Raw genomic sequence first — 17,240 nt, forward strand, 5'->3', positions numbered from 1 at the left:
AAAAAGCTGTGATAAACCAGTTTGGCGCTTACGAACAATAGTGCGTAAACCCCAAGTATGAATATATAATGTTCCATGAAAAGTTAGACGGTTGCCTATAGACAAAACTTACTGAACAAAACGTTAAATATCTGTAAAATAGAGTTTTAGAAATTTTCAATAGCATTTATGACTACTTGTTGCAAACAGATATCTTCTTGAAAGAAAAAGCCCTTCCAAATCTATGGAAGGGCTTCAATATTAATGGGTCATTTCTATTTATAAGAAATTCTTCTTTAGATAGACCATGCTTTACCGCCTGTAAGCTCTTGTACGTCATCACACGGAATATATTCCCCTGGAACAGGCAAGTAGGCCAAAACCTCTTCCCCTACGTATTCTGAGCTCTTATAGGCCCAAATGGTCATACCTCTAAGATTGTTGGCAAATGCGAACCTGCTTACTCCTTCATCCAATTGTGCAGTTTCCTGGTTCTCAATGGCTTCTTGATAAGATGTAATGACCTTAAAGTTTTCAATTTCTTCTTCCTTTGTAACTTTTAAGGCTTTTGATAGCGTTGGTTCCAAATCCTCAGCCGTCAGGTCGGCCAAAGTTTCCTTGCCAGAATCCTTTAAAGCTTGATCCAAGAATTTCCCCATAGACATTTTAAAGAATTCTTGTTGTTTAGGCTCCATGACCTCATTGGCAAATTTATCGATAAACATATGAACGTTTACTTCCGATGCCGAAGGGGTGTCAGTTTTTGGAAGAATGATATCCACCAAATTCATTAAGGCAGCCCCTTGATCCTTGCTTAAAAAATCTGGGGTCCATTCCATTGCTGGTTTATCCTTACAACTTTGAACAAGACTTACCAATGTGGGAACCGCTACTACGTATCCCAAAGAAAGGCCTATATTTTTGAGTGCTATTCTTCTATCCATTATATGTTTCCTTTTTTAAGTTCTTGGGCGGCATGATTGGCAGCTCTTGCCGTAAACGCCATATACGTTAAAGATGGGTTGACGCAGCTCGCCGAAGTCATAAATGCACCATCTGTTACATAAACATTGGGGACGGCATGTATTTGGTTGTTCCCGTTTAATACCGATGTTTTTGGATCCCTACCCATTCTGGCAGTTCCCATTTCGTGGATTCCAAGACCTAGGGCACCAGGATTGTCAAATCCTTTTACATCCCTAAGACCCGCTTTTTCCAACATTTCAATGGCTTGGTTCTTCATGTCCTCGCGCATTTTCCATTCATTTTCCTTAAACTCGGCGTCGAAGGTTACCGTGGGCAGACCCCAACCATCTAAGTTGTCGTAGTCTAAGGTCATCCTATTTTCCTGGTATGGAAGTACCTCTCCAAAACCACCTATACCAAAAGTCCAACCCCCTGGTTTTAAAATATTTTCTTTAAGCTCTTTTCCGTAGGACATTTCAGAAATAGTTTCTTCCCAATTGTCCCTGCTAGCTCCACCTTGGTATCCGTAGCCGCGGATAAAATCTTTTTGGTTGCTAGATCCTCCTAAATTTCTAAAGCGAGGGATATAGACACCGTTTGGTTTTCTTCCCTTGTAATATTTATCTTCAAAGCCATCAAATTTTCCGGAAGCACCAACACCTAGATGGTGGTCCATGATATTTCTACCCAATTGATCGGAGTCATTCCCCATTCCATTTGGAAAACGCTCAGATTTTGATTGCATCAAAATAGAGGTAGAAGCCATGGAAGAAGCACAAAGGAAAATTACTTTGGCATTGAATACCAATTCTTCTTTGGTAAGTCTATCGATTACTTTTACTCCTGAGGCCTTCCCCGTTTTAGGATCATAGATTACCTCAGAAACAATGGAGTCGGGTCTCAATGTTAAGTTACCTGTTCTTTCAGCAGCTGGTAATGTAGATGAGTTGCTGCTGAAATAGGCTCCAAAAGGACACCCTCTTATACAACGGTTCCTAAATTGGCATTTACTTCTGCCTTCAAATTCCTTATTGCCTGTAATGTGGGCCACCCTACCGGCGGTCACTACACGGCCATCAAAGTTTTCAGATACTTTTGCTCTGAAAACCTGTTCCACACAATTCAATTCCATCATGGGCAAAAATTGTCCATCGGGCAATTGCTTTAAACCAAGATTTTCTCCACTTACCCCAATATATGATTCCACCTTGTCATACCAAGGTGCGATATCTTTATACCTAACGGGCCAATCAACTGCGATCCCATCTCTTTTATTGGCTTCAAAATCAATATCACTCCAACGGTAACTGTGACGTCCCCACATAATAGAGCGTCCACCTACATGATACCCACGCATCCAATCAAAACGCTTTGTTTCATTATAGGGATGCTCCAAGTCATTAACGAACCATTCGTTATGTGCAGCCTTAGTGGTGTAGCCTGTTCTGGCCTGCTTCAGTTGTTTTGCTTGTTCCTCTCTCGAAAGGTTTCCGTTGTTCGGGAAATCCCAATCGTCCATATTGGCGGTTTTGTAGTCGTTAATATGTGTAACCATCCTACCGCGCTCGAGAATCAATGTTTTGAGTCCGTTCTCACATAACTCTTTAGCAGCCCATCCGCCACTAATCCCAGTGCCCACTACTATTGCGTCGTAGGTTTCCTGTTCTTCGTTGTAATAAAATTTACCCATCTATTGAATTGTTTATTTCCTAAATTTATTAAATATAAAATTAATTTTCTACATTTAAACTCCAATTTTATTGGCAAACCTGTACTATAACGTTGTAGTGGGCACTAATCCTTGAAAACAAGAAAATCAACTAAACTGATGAAAAGAAGCACCTTAAAAATTGCCATCCTTACGGGATTGGCAATCTTCCTTACAGGAATCTATTCTTGTAAAGACACCAAAAAAGTCGAAACAGAAGCTACAGAAATGTCTTCGGAGATGGAAAAAGATGTAGAGCCTTTTTTTCAACTCTCTTTAGCACAGTGGTCCATGCATAAAATGGTTTTTGATGAAGGTGTGGATCCTTACACTTTTGCTGAAAAAGCTAAGGGATGGGGTTTCACCGGATTGGAGTACGTAAGTGGTCTATATTATAAGGAATTGGAAAAGTCCAATTTTTCCAAAGAAGCCATGGCTGCTTTTGTTGAAAAATGTAACGCGGAAAGTACAAAGCACGGAATGAAAAATGTGCTTATCATGATAGACGGACAAGGAGATTTGGCAACTACGGATGCAAAGGAACGTAAAAAGGCAGTTGAAAACCATTATAAATGGGTAGATGCCGCTGCTGCGATGGGATGTCATTCTATAAGAGTCAATTTGGCCGGAAGCCAAAATCCGGAAGAGTGGCATTCCAACTCTGTTGACGGATTAAAGCAATTGGCAACTTATGCCAAGGATAAAAATGTGAATATCATTGTAGAGAACCACGGAGGACTTTCTTCTAATGCCGCTAAATTGGCAGAGGTTATGAAAGCGGTAAACATGGAAAACTGTGGAACACTTCCCGATTTTGGAAACTTTTGTATAAAAAGAAAGGACGGATCCTATTACAATGGCGAATGTGAAGAGGAGTACGATATGTATCAGGGCGTAATGGAACTAATGCCTTATGCCAAAGGGGTAAGTGCAAAATCCTATAATTTTGACGAAGAAGGAAACGAAACAAAAATAGACTACTCCAAAATGCTGAAGATTGTAAAAAACTCAGGTTATACAGGTTTTATTGGGGTGGAATATGAAGGGAATGAATTAGGCGAGGAAGCCGGTATTTTGGCCACCAAGGAATTATTATTGAATGCATCCAATAATCTGGAATAATCCAATACCAAAACATGCAAAGTTTATTTAATCAATTTTTTGATTATAATTTTTATTGCAACAAGAAAATAATAGAGGAGTGCAATAAGATGGAAAAAATTCCCCAAAGGAGTTTGGAGCTGTTTAGCCATATTCTAGATGCCCATCATATATGGAACCATAGAATATTGAAAAAACCACCGGAATATGGGGTTATGCAATTGCATCCCTTAAAGGATTGGGCAGATATCCACTACGAGAACCAAAGGAGCTCTTTTGAAATTATTACCAATACTGATGATTTTGAATTGCGATTGGATTATTTAAATTCGGAAGGCCGACTTTTCACCAATAACATAAAGGATATGCTGTTTCATATCATCAACCATTCTACGCATCACCGGGCACAGATTTCTGTAGATTTTAGAACAAATGAGATTGATCCTCTCAAATTGGATTATATATTTTATAAACGATAAACACACCAAACTACTTATGAACACAAAAATTAAAATACAATTATCCGTAATGATGTTCCTGGAATTTTTTATCTGGGGCGGATGGTTTGTAACCCTTGGAACGTATTTAGGGAATAATTTAAATGCCACGGGTGCTGAATCTGCAATGGCCTTTTCTACCCAGTCATGGGGTGCAATTATAGCGCCCTTTATCATCGGGCTAATAGCCGATAGATATTTCAATGCTGAAAAGATATTGGGGATTTTGCACCTGGCCGGGGCGGTGCTAATGTATCAGATGTATTTGTCAACCGATTTTGATGGATTTTATCCATATGTTCTTGGATATATGATCCTTTACATGCCTACCTTGGCTTTGGTCAACTCCATTTCCTTTAACCAGATGAAAAATCCAGCAAAGGAATTTTCATTTGTACGCGTTTTTGGGACCATTGGGTGGATTGTTGCCGGCTTAATCATTAGTTACGTGTTCTTATGGGATTCCGTGGAAGGAAGACAGGAAGGTTTGTTGAAGAATACCTTTTTAATGGTATCCATCGCTTCAGCGTGTTTGGGTGTTTTTAGTTTTATGTTGCCCAAAACACCGCCTAAGGTTGGGAAAGATGAAAAAATTAGTATCTCCGCAATTTTGGGATTGGACGCTTTAAAATTATTGAAGGACAGGAATTTCTTGATCTTCTTTATTTCGTCCATATTAATTTGTATTCCTTTGGCATTTTACTACCAAAACGCCAATCCATTTTTATCTGAAATAGGAATGGATAACCCCACTGGAAAAATGACCATTGGGCAGGCATCGGAAGTATTGTTCATGTTGTTGCTCCCTTATTTCTTTAAGAAGTTTGGGTTTAAGAAAACACTTATTGCAGGGATGTTGGCCTGGACCGTGAGATATCTCTTGTTCGCTTACGGGAACGCGGGTGATCTTGCCTTTATGCTTATCATTGGAATTGCCCTTCATGGGATTTGCTATGATTTCTTTTTCGTATCAGGACAGATCTATACAGATAGTAAGGCAGGGATAAAATATAAAAGTGCCGCACAAGGCTTGATCACTTTGGCCACCTACGGGGTAGGGATGTTGATAGGATTTAAAATAGCAGGTGTTATAACAGATACCTATAAGGCTGCCGATGGATTTCACGCATGGGACAACATTTGGACATTCCCCGCGATATTTGCATTTGTGGTAATGATATTGTTCGTGATATTTTTTAAAAACGAAGAAGTAGAATACAAGGAATAGTTATAAATAAGTAGAAGATTGATTATGAGTAAGAAAATAAAACTTGGTATTTTAGGTGGTGGCGGAGATTCACTAATAGGTGTGTTGCACAGGATTGCCTCCTTTATGAATGATAATTATGAAATTGTTGGTGCGGTCTTTAACCCGGACCACAATGATAGTTTAACGTTTGCTAAGGAGATAGGTGTTCCTACCAATAGGATTTATAAGGACTTTGATACCTTGGTTGAAGAGGAGTTAAAACTTCCTGAAGGGGAACGCATTCAAGTATGTTCCATATTGACGCCCAATTTTTTACATTTCCCAATGGCCAAAAAACTGTTGGAAAATGGATTCAATGTCATTTGTGAAAAACCCATGACTACTACCTATGAAGAGGCCAAGATTTTACAGGCAGCCTTGGAAAAGGCAAAAACCGTGTTTGCGGTAACACATACCTATACGGGGTATCCCATGGTACGTCAAATGCGGGAAATGGTAAAGGCCGGTGACCTGGGGAAAGTTCAAAAGGTAGATGTTCAATATTATCAAGGTTGGATTAATCCTATTATACACGATAAGGAAAAACGATCCACAACATGGCGTTTGAACCCGGAAAAAGCGGGGATCAGTTGTTGTATGGGTGATATTGGAGTGCACGCTTTCAATATGGTGGAATATACAACCGGACTTCAGGTAGATACCATTTTGGCCGATCTGAATTACCTGTATGAAGACAATAAGATGGATATTGACGGTACCGTTCTGATACGTTTAAAAGGTGGTGTAAAGGGTGTCATTCGTGCCAGCCAAATTGCAACGGGAGAAGAAAATAGGTTGACAGTTGCTATTTATGGCGATAAAGGCGGACTTAGATGGGAGCAGGAAAATCCTAATCTCTTGTATGTTCTTTCTGATGATAAGCCATTGCAGGTCTTTAAACCGGGCCATGCCTACAATTCTAAATTATCATTGGACGGCACCAAGCTGCCTCCTGGGCATCCAGAAGGAATATTTGATGCCATGGCCAATATTTATTTGGGGGTCGCAAAGGCCATTCGTGGAGAAGCTTATAATTCAGGGGAATTCCCAACCATGATGGATGGGGTTAGAGGACTTAATTTTATTGAGAGCACTGTTGCTTCGCATCAACAGGGGAATACTTGGATAACTTTGAAATAGGAATCCTTTGCATTTTGAATATATCTAAAAAGAGCCGCTATTAGCGGCTCTTTTTACATTAAAAAACTTTTTCAAAATATTCACAGACCACAATCATGCTATCATTTGGTTTGCGGTCAAATACTGCCAATTCCCTTTGGAACAATTCCCAGTATTCCTTTTTCCAAGCTGTCAAACTACCATCGCCCAAACCTTCCAATTTAGCGTGTTCGGCCGTAATACTAAAGTAGGGCATCATTCTTACGGAAGTGGTTCTCACAATACATTTGCCCTTGCCGTTCCAATCTGTCAAAACAGTAAAATCACCTCTTTTTGGCAATTCCTTTTTCTGTAGTTGAAGTCCCAATAGGGAATGTGATGCTGCCTTTTTTACTCCCGCAAGAACAAGATCTACATTATGGTTGGCATCTCTTTCATTGTCGGAAAAATGATAAACCTTAGGCGTGTGTTCAAAAGCAAATTCTAGATGGGCGCTTAAAAAATCGCCCCACATATTTTCAGCAGAATGGTTCTTCATTGTCGATTTTCATTATTTAGCCTTAGACTCGAGAGCTTATTGTTGACTAATAAAAACTCCCGTCAAGGATTTCTGGTGGCATTTAGTCTATTTTTTCCATTCAATTGGCATAGGGGCATGTTAATACGCCAATGTTTTGGGCAATTAAGTGACACAAATATTAAATTCTGTGTCTATAACGTTTGCGACCCTAACCACAGTATGATTCACTATCAAATTTTCTTTTATTTCTATTGTAATCCCTATATTTATAATCTGCCTTGGAATTATAAAGCAGGATGATTTCAACACTAAATATAGGCTTTAATTCTCAAAATTTCCAAGGTCAGATAAAATAGGGATGGTAACACACATTAGATCATTAAAATGAAGACAATTAAAGGACCGGCAGTATTTCTTGCCCAGTTTGTAGATAGTAAAGCCCCATTCAATACCTTGGATGGAATGTGTAAGTGGGCAGCTGATTTGGGCTATAAAGGCATTCAGATCCCTACTTGGGAGCACTTTTTGATAGATTTGGACAAGGCGGCTGAAAGCCAGACCTATTGTGATGAACTAAAGGGAAAAATAAATTCTTATGGATTGGAAATAACCGAGTTGTCCACCCATTTACAGGGACAGCTTGTGGCCGTTAATCCTGCGTACGACCTAATGTTCGATAATTTCGCACCCGATAAGGTAAAGAATAATCCAAAAGCTAGGACTGAATGGGCCATTGACACCGTTAAAAAAGCTGCAACCGCCAGTCGAAGATTGGGCCTTAACGCGCACGCTACATTTTCAGGTGCCCTATTATGGCATACCATGCATCCTTGGCCCCAAAGACCGGCCGGCCTAGTTGAAATGGGTTTTGAGGAGCTTGCAAAAAGATGGCTGCCCATCTTAAACCATTTTGATAAGGAAGGGGTAGATGTATGTTATGAAATACATCCTGGGGAAGATTTGCACGATGGTGATACCTTTGAGCGTTTTCTCGCAGCTACAGGGAATCATAAAAGAGTGAACATCCTATACGATCCAAGTCATTTCGTTTTACAACAATTAGACTATATCACCTATATAGATCATTACCATGAATTCATAAAATCCTTTCATGTTAAGGATTCCGAATTTAATCCAACAGGAAAGAAGGGAGCCTTCGGCGGCTATAACGATTGGGGCGATAGGGCCGGTAGGTACCGATCTTTGGGCGATGGTCAAATTGATTTTAAAACAATCTTCTCCAAATTGACCCAATACGGATGTGATGTATGGGCGGTAATGGAGTGGGAGTGCTGTATCAAAAGTCCGGAACAAGGGGCTAGAGAAGGCGCAAAATTTATACAGGACCACATTATTGAGGCTACTGAGAAAACCTTTGATGATTTTGCCGGGGCAGAAATAGATAAGGGGACGCTCAAAAAAATACTGGGAATCTAACTAAAACATATACCATGAAACAACTACTTTTTACAGGCCTAATGGCCCTAATGATATTTGGCTGCAAGGAGAAAGCCAAAGAATCCAATGAAGAAATGAACGCAGATACTATGGCAGAGACACAAATGGAAGCCAATGATCAAGATGAATGGATGGTGCTTTTTGACGGCACTTCTTTTGAAGGTTGGCATGGCTATCTAAAAGAAGATATGCCCCAAGAATGGAAATTGGAGGAAGGTGCCATGGTGTTTTACCCGCCAAAAGACCGTGCGAAAGGAGCGAGTTACAATCTGGTTACCGACAAGGAATTCACAGATTTTGTGCTCTCAGTAGACTGGAAAATTTCAGAAGGCGGGAATAGTGGCATTTTCTGGGGGGTTAAAGAAGATCCAAGTTTGCCAGAAGCTTATCAATCCGGACCAGAGATCCAAGTTTTGGATAATGAGAGGCATCCTGATGCAAAAGCAGGAACTACGCATCAAGCAGGTGCCCTATATGATATGGTGGCGCCCAATCACGAAATGGCTAAACCTGCCGGGGAGTGGAATACCTGTGTGTTGACAGTGAACCATAAAACCAATGAAGGGAGCGTGGAGCTAAACGGAATGACAATAGTCACCTTTCCAGTAAATGATCCTGAATGGAGCGCCATGGTCGCTAAATCCAAATTTGCGGATTGGGAGCATTTTGGAAAATATAAAACCGGAAAAATTGGTTTACAGGATCATGGGGACATGGTTTCCTATAAGAACATAAAAATTAAACAACTATAAAATGAAATACCTTCTTACCGCAGTTTTGGCCCTAACCCTATTTTCTTGTAAGGAAAAAGTAGAAGTGGCCCCATTGGAAGAAACGGACAGTTCACCCCAAGAAATAATATATGAAGAGTATACTGGAGTAGAGCCCACAAAACCAGAGGAAACTGAAATTTATGAACCTGTGCCCCCTACGGTGAAGCCTTTTGGTCAGAACGGAGCTCCGAGTGACGCTGTTGTCCTATTTGATGGGAGCAACCTGGACCAATGGGTGAGTGCGAAGGATAGTACTGCGGCGGCATGGATTTTGAACAAAGATGGAAGCATGACGGTAAAGGATCAAACGGGCGATATACAAACGAAGCAGAACTTTGGGAGTGTACAATTACATCTTGAATGGAAATCTCCAGCAGAAGTGCAAAGGGAAGGTCAAAATAGGGCCAATAGTGGCGTTTTCCTTCAAGGGATTTATGAAGTTCAAATATTGGACAACAACGATAATGATACATACGTCAACGGCCAAGTAGGATCCATATACAAACAACATGTGCCCTTGGCGAAAGCTTCGGTTCCTTCAGGGGAGTGGAACACCTATGATATTATCTATCATGAACCTGTCTTTAATGAAAAGGGTAAGAAAATTCAATCGGGCACCATTACGGTCATGCACAATGGTGTTTTAATACAAGATCACGTAGAAATAAAAGGAACTACCCCATACATAGGTTGGCCTAAGAACGAAGCCCACGGAAAGGGACCTATAAAGCTTCAAGATCACGGAGACAACAGTAGGGTTAGTTTTAGAAACATATGGGTTAGGGAGCTTTAGTTTTGCTCTGGGAGGACTTAATATCCATTTGCATCTCTCCAATTTTACTGGTGGCATTTGGTTATTATTGGCAGTTGCGACCACCCAAGAAAATAAATTGGTTTTACGGGTATCGGACCAGGCGGAGCATGGCCAACCAACAGATTTGGGATTTTGCGAACAAGATAGGGGCGCAGATGTTTAAAAGGGTTGGATTAATTTCCCTGGCGCTGAGTGTCCTATGTTATTTTGTGTTGCCTGAATCCACAGGAATTGTTGCCTCTTTTATTATTTTCATTATTGGAATTGGAGTGGGGATGTACTGGTGCGAGACCAAGATCAATAGGTATTTCGATAAAAATTGCAACCCAAAATAGAAAAACTGAATTTTAATTACCTTTGCAAAAATTTAAAATCATTTTATGATCCAATCCATGACAGGGTTTGGGAAGTACGTAGTTCAACTTCCTTCAAAGAAAATTACCATTGAAATAAAATCATTGAACAGTAAAAGTCTCGATTTAAATGCCCGTATCCCTTCAACTTATAGGGAGAAGGAATTGGATCTGAGAAAAATAATTGCCAGTTCTTTGGAAAGAGGGAAGGTAGATTTCGGATTGTATATGGAGTCCACTGGTGATGAAACGTCTTCTGTTATAAATGAAGTGGTTGTGAAAAGCTATATGAATCAGCTTAGGGCAATTGCGGAAGGTGATGATGTTAAATTATTGGAAATGGCGGTACGCCTACCTGATGCTTTAAAGACAGAGAGGGATGATATAGATGAAATGGAATATGAGGCCATCTTAGAGGCACTTAAAAATGCGTTGAAGGAGATCAACATCTTTAGATCAGAGGAAGGCCATGTTTTAGAAAAGGACTTCTTGGAAAGAATTGCTACCCTGAACCGTTTATTGGACGAGGTTACGGCCATGGACACAGACCGACTCTCTATGGTCAGGGACCGTTTGGAAAAGGCTGTTGCCGATCTGAAAACTGATTTGGATTCAAACAGATTTGAACAGGAATTGATCTATTATCTAGAGAAATACGATATTACCGAAGAGAAAGTACGCTTGGCCAATCACTTGGATTACTTTGCAACAGCACTTAAATCTGATGATTCCAATGGTAAAAAACTTGGCTTTATTAGTCAGGAAATTGGTAGGGAAATAAACACTATTGGCTCTAAGGCCAATTATGCCCCAATGCAACAACTAGTAGTGCAAATGAAGGATGAGTTGGAAAAAATTAAAGAGCAAATGTTAAACGTACTGTAATGGAGGGAGGAAAACTTATTATTTTTTCGGCACCGTCCGGAAGTGGAAAAACTACAATTACCAAATATCTATTAGAGCAACCAGAATTAAACTTGGCCTTTTCTGTTTCAGCTACCTCAAGACCACGTAGGGGAAAGGAAAAGCATGGGGAACATTATTATTTTATGTCCATATCCGATTTTAAAAACCATATCAAGAACGATGAATTTTTAGAATGGGAAGAGGTTTACAGGGATAATTTTTACGGCACCCTTAAAAGTGAAGTAGAAAGATTATGGGCCTTGGGTAAAAATGTCATATTTGATATTGATGTTGTAGGTGGACTAAGAATAAAGAAAAAATTTCCAGAAAATACATTGGCTGTATTTGTAAAGCCACCTAGTGTCGACGAATTAAAAATAAGACTTAAAAAGCGCAGTACTGAAAGTGATGATAAGATCAACATGCGTATAGCCAAAGCTTCTGTTGAACTCGCTACTGCTCCACAATTTGACAAGATCATCAAGAATTACGAATTGGATATTGCTCTAAAAGAAGCCTATGACCTTGTTGCCGACTTTGTTGGGGTAAAACAAGAAAAGTAGGGGCAAGACTAATTATTACAAATGAAAAAGGTAGGTCTTTATTTTGGTACGTTTAATCCAATTCATATTGGCCACTTGGTGATTGCCAACCACATGGCAGAATTTTCGGATCTGGATGAGGTTTGGTTGGTGATCACGCCCCATAGCCCTTTTAAGAAAAAGAAGACCCTATTGGATAACAATCACAGGTACGAAATGGTCTATGAGGCCACAAAAGATTATCCAAAATTACGCCCAAGTAAAATAGAATTTGAGCTTCCCCAACCAAATTATACGGTAAATACGTTGTTTCATTTGACCGAAAAGTATGGGGCAGATTATGAGTTTTCTTTAATGATGGGAGAAGACAATCTTAAGGGACTGCATAAATGGAAAAACTACGAGGCTATCTTGGAACATCATAAAATTTATGTATATCCCAGAATTTCCGAAGGGGAAACGGACCATAGTTTTAAAGGGCATCCCAAAATTATCCATATCGATGCACCAATAATGGAAATTTCATCCACTTTCATTCGAAAACAACATAAAGCAGGTAAAAATATCAGACCTCTATTGCCTGAAAATGTTTGGAAGTATTTGGACGAAATGAATTTTTATAGATAGTTACCTTTTTCGTCCAATTTAACCTTAAGGGTCTTTTTTCTTTTTTGTAATTTAATTTTAAAGGTTCTATTTACCCCTTTCTGATGGTTATAGTCTATCAGGTATACATCGTCAACGATTTTCCAACCAGGATATTTTTTCTCAAGGGATTGCAATACAACTTCTGGAAGATCCAGGTTTTTAAACCTTTCTATAGTCCTTAGAATTTTGCCTTCTTCGTCATAAACGGCTACAATCTTACCCTCGGGAATGTAAAAGGAAACAGTGTAAAATGGATATTCATCTTCAAAGATATCCTCCTTTTTTATCTCATAACTCGCAACTTTGCGCTCTAGTAATTTAACCGGGGTAGGTGTCACTTTAGAATCAATACTACTTAAATATTTATAGTTGACAGCAGTTACAACAACCTCCGATAGTTCCTCGGTTTTAGGATCTTGTGCCCATAAATTGCTTGTCAGGATAATGGCAATAAGCAAGGTGATTGCAGTTTTCATGTGCATTTTTTAGTGTTTAAAAGTAACCTTATACCGTGACAAAAGTTATGAGAAATATCAGTTTATAGACAAGGATAATCCTTTAATTCTTGGATAGAATATCTGTTCCAAGGTAGGTATTGTCCTTGTTGTAATACCAGGCCCTTGTTTTTGGCATCTTAATATTTTGTATGGTTTCTTCCCCCGTTAAAAGAATGTATTCGCCATCATTTTTAGATTCATCATGAAAAAATTGATAGATCTCCATGGCATAGGTTGTCGGGTCAAAATAGAAATACCATGTATCTCCTCCAACGTCTTCTGTATAGTTGACTTTAAGAACCAAATACTCTTTGTTTTTAAATATTTTGCGATTTACCTCGGGATCTATGATTGTTCCCGGATCTTTTAATTTCATGGGGAGGCCATATAGATAAGTGTAATAATTTTTCATCATCACTGCTCTCTCACAATTGAGATTAAATGTTTTTTGTTGCGCCTCCGAAAATTCTGTATTGCCATTTAAACGTAATTTACAGTCATGGTCTTTTAAGATGTATTCAAGTGAAATTGCTTCTTGATTTACAGTTAAACTAAAGAGTTGTTCTGGGAGGTTGATCTTTACCTTGCTTTTTCTTTCGCTTTTCTTTGGGGTTTCCATGGTCACCATAAACTCCCCGTTAAAGGTTGGCCAATTATTATTTGGATCATGATAGGCAATGGCATTTCGTAACAGCTGATTCCCAGTTAAACCTTGTGATAGGCCCAAGAAAGGAAAGGAAGATATTAAAAGAAAGAAAATTATTCTCAACATAGTCGCGGTGTTTTAGAGATGTAAAAGGTAAGAATTTTTTACCTCAGACTATATTTTTGATTTATGTGGGACTGAATTATAGCCGTAATGTTTGACTTTTTTTGTTAATATTCCTTAAAAAGTCGGGAATAGCTTTTGAATAGTTTTAAATTAGGAGAAAGATAATACAATTACCCCCGCATGAAAAGATTATTACCGTTTCTAATGTTGACTTTGTTTCTTCTGTCATTAACAGCGAATGGACAAAGACCATCAAAAAATGAAGACTCATCAATTCCCACAAATTTTAATGATGCCACAAAATCAAAAGATAAAAATGGTATCAAAAATTATAGTGAAATCATCACAAAAGATGCAATTACGGACACTGGTCTTTTTTCGGTGCATAAAATTAAGGAGGAGTATTTCTATGAAATACCCTTCAATAAGTTGAAAAAAGAAATGTTATGGGTGAGTAGGATCTCCCAACTGCCCCAAGGATTGGGAGGAGGTTACTTTAATGCGGGTTCCAAGACCAACGAACAAGTGGTACAATGGACGCGCTTTCAAAATAAAATACTGCTCAAAGTCAAGTCCTATGCTAACGTCGCTGACAGCACCAAAGCTATTCATAATTCAGTGGTGGTCAATAATTACGAGCCCACTCTTTTCGCTTTTGATATAAAAGCCTTTAATACAGATTCCACCGCCGTTGTTATTAATGTGACTCCTTTGTTTAATACAGATGTGATGGCTATAAGTGGTCTTTCGGCAAGATTGCGAAAGGAGTACAAAGTAAAGAAACTGGAATCTTCCCTTAGTTTTATCAATGGGATCAAAAGTTTTCCCGAGAACATAGAGGTAAAGCAGGATCTCACCTATAGTGCCTCGGAACCACCATCATTTTCTGATATGGAATCTATCAGCTTGCAGATGAACCAATCTATGATATTGCTACCCAAAGAACCTATGAGGCCTAGAACCTATGATTCAAGAGTAGGCTTCTTTACCGTTAGTCAATACGATTATGGAAGCAAGGAATTGAAGGCCGACCAAAAAACGTACATAAGAAGATGGCGCTTGGAGCCGAAAGATTCAGTAGCATATGCCAATGGAGAATTGGTAGAGCCCATTAAGCCTATTGTTTATTATTTGGATCCAGGAACGCCCGAAAACTTGCGGGAGTATATTAAACAAGGAATAGAGGAGTGGCAAAAACCCTTTGAAACAGCAGGCTTTAAAAATGCAATTTTGGCCAAGGACGCCCCTACTGCAGAGGAAGACCCAGAATTCAGTCCAGAGGATGTGCGCTATTCTGTTGTAAGGTATGTGGCCAGTACTACAAGAAATGCAACCGGTCCCAGCGTTTCCGATCCTAGGAGTGGAGAGATTATTGAAAGCGATATCATTTGGTACCATAATCATTTGAGGAGTTATAGAAACAGGTATTTGTTGGAAACAGGTGCGGCAAATCCTTCAGCTAGGACATTAAATACCCCAGAAAGTGAAATAGGGGAGATGATGCGTATGGTAATTGCCCATGAAGTGGGACATGCTCTTGGTTTTCCTCACAATATGGCAGCAAGTTATGCGTATCCAGTTGATTCTTTGCGAAACGGGGCGTTTACACAGGAAAATGGTATTGCCGCTAGTATAATGGACTATGCGCGGTATAATTATGTGGCACAACCGGAGGATGAGAATATTAGGTTCATTCGTCAAATTGGTCCTTACGATCATTATGCCACCAATTGGGGTTACAGGGTAATTCCCAGTGCCGCGACCAAGGAAATGGAAAAAGACACCTTGAATCACTGGATTCGCAAGCACGAATTGGATCCAAAATACAAGTTTGGAAGACAATCAAGTCGATTTGATCCACAATCACAGACAGAAAGTATCGGGAATGATCCCATTATAGCAGGGGATTACGGGTTGAGCAACTTAAAGTTCGTTGCACAGAACCTTAAAAGTTGGACGTCGGATCAGACCAATGATTATGGAGATCTAGAAGAGCTATATGAAGAGTTGTTGAGTGTTTATAGTAGATACGTTGGACATGTGGTCACCAATATTGGAGGGGTTTATGAAAATCTAAAAACCCCAGATCAGGAAGGGTATGTTTTTACGCATGTATCACCAGAAGTGCAGAAGTCATCCATGGTCTGGTTACAACTAAACATATTTGCTACCCCAACTTGGCTGATTGATAAGGATATATTATTGAACATAGACCATGCTGGATATTTCGAAGGACTCAGAAAAGTTCAAGAAAGACATATTAACGGCCTACTGAGTTTTGATAGGATTGGGAGAATGTTGGATGCCGAAACTACCGAAGTGAGTTATTACAGTGCTTTGGACATGCTAAAAGATCTAAGGACGGGATTGTGGAGTGAAATGGGAAGAGGCTCTAATGTGGATATTTTCCGCAGAAACCTGCAACGCACCTATTTGGATAGGATGGCCTTTTTGATGATGGATAATGGACCAGAGAAAAGATATAATGGCTCTGACTTCGAAAGTACCTTTGTTTTTGATGTAAGTACTTCAGACGTACATACGTTGGTAAGGGGGGAGCTCAAAACCTTGAGGAGCAGATTACAGGCTGCAAAAAACAGTTCTGTCAATACAATTACCAGATATCATTATGAAGATGCCATTGCAAGAATAGATCAACTGCTGGAACCGGGAAAATAATCGAGTTTAGGGGATAAAAGCTAGGGCCCAACTTTAAAAGCTGGGCCCTATTCTATTTAATTATTGTGCTATTTATAGGAAGGTCCCAGTTTCATCAATTTTCACCCTCATACGTTCGTCTCCATTCTTTAATTTCAACTTATAGGTTTTTTTGGCTCCTTTGTCGTCCTTGTAGCTCACTAAGTATACATCGGATTCAACCGTCCATTTGGGAAATCTGTCCATTACAGATTTGGCTACGGTTTCGGGAAGTTTCACATTTTTGAACTTCTCAATGGTCCTGGTGATCTGTCCGTCTGAATTATATACAGCAACTATTTTCCCGTCCGGAATAAAAAAGGAAACGGTATAATAGTCATATTCATCACTATATAGATCAGATTCCTTTATGTTGTAGGCCGCAGCCTTGCGTTCCAACATTTTTACTGGGAGAGCTTCTTCCTCATTGGTGGTGGCATTTAGATATTTATAATTCACTGCGGTAACCACCACTTCTGATAGCTGCTCAGTTTTTATGATTTGTGAAAAACCTTGACTGGTGAGGCCAAAAACAAATAAACCAAATAATATTTTTTTCATAATAAGTGTTTTAATAGATTTTTGTTAAAATTTATTATGTCCCAAAAATATCTTTTATGAACCTGTTTTACTATGACCTG

Annotated in this window: 18 protein-coding genes; 12 read left to right on the plus strand and 6 right to left on the minus strand. The window is 39.3% G+C overall.

Annotation, left to right across the window (positions count from 1 at the left end):
• Positions 1 to 275 precede the first annotated feature (275 nt).
• Both ABXZ32_RS05925 and ABXZ32_RS05930 read right to left on the minus strand, forming a co-directional pair.
• Positions 276 to 923: a gluconate 2-dehydrogenase subunit 3 family protein gene (locus ABXZ32_RS05925; protein WP_354617748.1), complete on the minus strand. Its 648-nt coding sequence runs from the start codon at positions 921 to 923 to the stop codon at positions 276 to 278.
• On the minus strand, positions 923 to 2,635 hold the full coding sequence (locus ABXZ32_RS05930) for a GMC family oxidoreductase (RefSeq protein ID WP_354617749.1): 1,713 nt from the start codon (positions 2,633 to 2,635) through the stop codon (positions 923 to 925). Before ABXZ32_RS05930 ends, ABXZ32_RS05925 begins: the two co-directional genes overlap by 1 nt.
• Before the next feature lie 138 nt (positions 2,636 to 2,773).
• Between ABXZ32_RS05930 and ABXZ32_RS05935 the strand changes: the two genes are divergently transcribed.
• From ABXZ32_RS05935 to ABXZ32_RS05950, 4 genes are read left to right on the plus strand one after another with little or no spacing between them, the layout of a single operon-like run.
• On the plus strand, positions 2,774 to 3,775 hold the full coding sequence (locus ABXZ32_RS05935) for a sugar phosphate isomerase/epimerase family protein (RefSeq protein ID WP_354617750.1): 1,002 nt from the start codon (positions 2,774 to 2,776) through the stop codon (positions 3,773 to 3,775).
• A gap of 14 nt (positions 3,776 to 3,789) precedes the next feature.
• The gene (locus tag ABXZ32_RS05940; protein WP_354617751.1) at positions 3,790 to 4,233 is read left to right on the plus strand and encodes a DinB family protein; all 444 of its coding nucleotides are present in this window, start codon (positions 3,790 to 3,792) and stop codon (positions 4,231 to 4,233) included.
• A 16-nt stretch (positions 4,234 to 4,249) separates the two neighbouring features.
• Positions 4,250 to 5,479: a nucleoside permease gene (locus tag ABXZ32_RS05945; protein WP_354617752.1), complete on the plus strand. Its 1,230-nt coding sequence runs from the start codon at positions 4,250 to 4,252 to the stop codon at positions 5,477 to 5,479.
• Positions 5,480 to 5,503: 24 nt separating this feature from the next.
• A complete protein-coding gene (locus ABXZ32_RS05950) occupies positions 5,504 to 6,640 on the plus strand; it encodes a Gfo/Idh/MocA family protein (RefSeq protein WP_354617753.1) in 1,137 nt (378 codons plus the stop codon).
• A gap of 58 nt (positions 6,641 to 6,698) precedes the next feature.
• On the opposite strand, the gene ABXZ32_RS05955 is transcribed toward ABXZ32_RS05950, so the two are convergent.
• Complete coding sequence (locus ABXZ32_RS05955) at positions 6,699 to 7,157, minus strand: ASCH domain-containing protein (protein WP_354617754.1); 459 nt, start codon at positions 7,155 to 7,157, stop codon at positions 6,699 to 6,701.
• Positions 7,158 to 7,523: 366 nt separating this feature from the next.
• Here ABXZ32_RS05955 and ABXZ32_RS05960 point away from each other — a divergent pair, with 366 nt between their 5' ends.
• Genes ABXZ32_RS05960 through nadD form a run of 7 tightly spaced genes read left to right on the plus strand, consistent with a single transcriptional unit; the run spans position 7,524 to position 12,612 of the window.
• The gene (locus ABXZ32_RS05960; protein ID WP_354617755.1) at positions 7,524 to 8,576 is read left to right on the plus strand and encodes a sugar phosphate isomerase/epimerase family protein; all 1,053 of its coding nucleotides are present in this window, start codon (positions 7,524 to 7,526) and stop codon (positions 8,574 to 8,576) included.
• A 14-nt stretch (positions 8,577 to 8,590) separates the two neighbouring features.
• Complete coding sequence (locus ABXZ32_RS05965; RefSeq protein WP_354617756.1) at positions 8,591 to 9,349, plus strand: 3-keto-disaccharide hydrolase; 759 nt, start codon at positions 8,591 to 8,593, stop codon at positions 9,347 to 9,349.
• Position 9,350: 1 nt separating this feature from the next.
• Entirely contained in the window at positions 9,351 to 10,163 is an 813-nt protein-coding gene (locus ABXZ32_RS05970; protein ID WP_354617757.1) for a 3-keto-disaccharide hydrolase, read from the plus strand.
• 50 nt (positions 10,164 to 10,213) lie between these two features.
• Entirely contained in the window at positions 10,214 to 10,519 is a 306-nt protein-coding gene (locus ABXZ32_RS05975; RefSeq protein ID WP_354617758.1) for an SdpI family protein, read from the plus strand.
• Positions 10,520 to 10,564: 45 nt separating this feature from the next.
• Positions 10,565 to 11,422 carry a YicC/YloC family endoribonuclease gene (locus ABXZ32_RS05980; protein ID WP_354617759.1) on the plus strand — a complete coding sequence of 286 codons (858 nt, stop codon included), beginning with the start codon at positions 10,565 to 10,567 and terminating at the stop codon, positions 11,420 to 11,422.
• Positions 11,422 to 12,006, plus strand: coding sequence for a guanylate kinase (gene gmk, locus ABXZ32_RS05985; RefSeq protein ID WP_354617760.1), 585 nt, complete (start codon positions 11,422 to 11,424; stop codon positions 12,004 to 12,006). The genes ABXZ32_RS05980 and gmk overlap by 1 nt, the downstream gene beginning before the upstream one ends.
• Positions 12,007 to 12,027: 21 nt before the next feature.
• Positions 12,028 to 12,612, plus strand: a complete 585-nt coding sequence (gene nadD / locus ABXZ32_RS05990; RefSeq protein ID WP_354617761.1) for a nicotinate (nicotinamide) nucleotide adenylyltransferase — start codon at positions 12,028 to 12,030, stop codon at positions 12,610 to 12,612.
• Here the strand turns inward: nadD and ABXZ32_RS05995 are convergent.
• Together ABXZ32_RS05995 and ABXZ32_RS06000 are read right to left on the minus strand one after the other, a co-directional pair.
• Entirely contained in the window at positions 12,603 to 13,109 is a 507-nt protein-coding gene (locus tag ABXZ32_RS05995) for a nicotinate-nucleotide adenylyltransferase (protein ID WP_354617762.1), read from the minus strand. The two genes, nadD and ABXZ32_RS05995, sit on opposite strands and share 10 nt — an antisense overlap.
• Before the next feature lie 82 nt (positions 13,110 to 13,191).
• Positions 13,192 to 13,902: a DUF6503 family protein gene (locus ABXZ32_RS06000; protein ID WP_354617763.1), complete on the minus strand. Its 711-nt coding sequence runs from the start codon at positions 13,900 to 13,902 to the stop codon at positions 13,192 to 13,194.
• Between the two features lie 180 nt (positions 13,903 to 14,082).
• On the opposite strand from ABXZ32_RS06000, the gene ABXZ32_RS06005 reads away from it, so the two are divergent.
• On the plus strand, positions 14,083 to 16,581 hold the full coding sequence (locus ABXZ32_RS06005; protein ID WP_354617764.1) for a zinc-dependent metalloprotease: 2,499 nt from the start codon (positions 14,083 to 14,085) through the stop codon (positions 16,579 to 16,581).
• Positions 16,582 to 16,653: 72 nt separating this feature from the next.
• Here ABXZ32_RS06005 and ABXZ32_RS06010 read toward each other — a convergent pair whose 3' ends face one another.
• Positions 16,654 to 17,160 carry a nicotinate-nucleotide adenylyltransferase gene (locus ABXZ32_RS06010; protein ID WP_354617765.1) on the minus strand — a complete coding sequence of 169 codons (507 nt, stop codon included), beginning with the start codon at positions 17,158 to 17,160 and terminating at the stop codon, positions 16,654 to 16,656.
• Between the last annotated feature and the right edge of the window lie 80 nt (positions 17,161 to 17,240).

The sequence above is a fragment of the Sediminicola luteus genome (assembly GCF_040566555.1).
Taxonomy (GTDB): Bacteria; Bacteroidota; Bacteroidia; order Flavobacteriales; family Flavobacteriaceae; genus Sediminicola.

What these genes read in the sequence shown, in the direction of transcription:
- nadD (WP_354617761.1), top strand. Translation starts at nt 12,028, where the DNA reads ATGAAAAAGGTAGGTCTTTATTTTGGTACGTTTAATCCAATTCATATT.
- gmk (WP_354617760.1), top strand. Translation starts at nt 11,422, where the DNA reads ATGGAGGGAGGAAAACTTATTATTTTTTCGGCACCGTCCGGAAGTGGA.
- ABXZ32_RS05980 (WP_354617759.1), top strand. Translation starts at nt 10,565, where the DNA reads ATGATCCAATCCATGACAGGGTTTGGGAAGTACGTAGTTCAACTTCCT.
- ABXZ32_RS05960 (WP_354617755.1), top strand. Translation starts at nt 7,524, where the DNA reads ATGAAGACAATTAAAGGACCGGCAGTATTTCTTGCCCAGTTTGTAGAT.
- ABXZ32_RS05970 (WP_354617757.1), top strand. Translation starts at nt 9,351, where the DNA reads ATGAAATACCTTCTTACCGCAGTTTTGGCCCTAACCCTATTTTCTTGT.
- ABXZ32_RS05930 (WP_354617749.1), bottom strand. Translation starts at nt 2,635, where the DNA reads ATGGGTAAATTTTATTACAACGAAGAACAGGAAACCTACGACGCAATA.
- ABXZ32_RS05925 (WP_354617748.1), bottom strand. Translation starts at nt 923, where the DNA reads ATGGATAGAAGAATAGCACTCAAAAATATAGGCCTTTCTTTGGGATAC.
- ABXZ32_RS06005 (WP_354617764.1), top strand. Translation starts at nt 14,083, where the DNA reads ATGAAAAGATTATTACCGTTTCTAATGTTGACTTTGTTTCTTCTGTCA.
- ABXZ32_RS05935 (WP_354617750.1), top strand. Translation starts at nt 2,774, where the DNA reads ATGAAAAGAAGCACCTTAAAAATTGCCATCCTTACGGGATTGGCAATC.
- ABXZ32_RS05940 (WP_354617751.1), top strand. Translation starts at nt 3,790, where the DNA reads ATGCAAAGTTTATTTAATCAATTTTTTGATTATAATTTTTATTGCAAC.
- ABXZ32_RS05945 (WP_354617752.1), top strand. Translation starts at nt 4,250, where the DNA reads ATGAACACAAAAATTAAAATACAATTATCCGTAATGATGTTCCTGGAA.
- ABXZ32_RS06010 (WP_354617765.1), bottom strand. Translation starts at nt 17,160, where the DNA reads ATGAAAAAAATATTATTTGGTTTATTTGTTTTTGGCCTCACCAGTCAA.
- ABXZ32_RS05950 (WP_354617753.1), top strand. Translation starts at nt 5,504, where the DNA reads ATGAGTAAGAAAATAAAACTTGGTATTTTAGGTGGTGGCGGAGATTCA.
- ABXZ32_RS05965 (WP_354617756.1), top strand. Translation starts at nt 8,591, where the DNA reads ATGAAACAACTACTTTTTACAGGCCTAATGGCCCTAATGATATTTGGC.
- ABXZ32_RS05955 (WP_354617754.1), bottom strand. Translation starts at nt 7,157, where the DNA reads ATGAAGAACCATTCTGCTGAAAATATGTGGGGCGATTTTTTAAGCGCC.
- ABXZ32_RS06000 (WP_354617763.1), bottom strand. Translation starts at nt 13,902, where the DNA reads ATGTTGAGAATAATTTTCTTTCTTTTAATATCTTCCTTTCCTTTCTTG.
- ABXZ32_RS05995 (WP_354617762.1), bottom strand. Translation starts at nt 13,109, where the DNA reads ATGAAAACTGCAATCACCTTGCTTATTGCCATTATCCTGACAAGCAAT.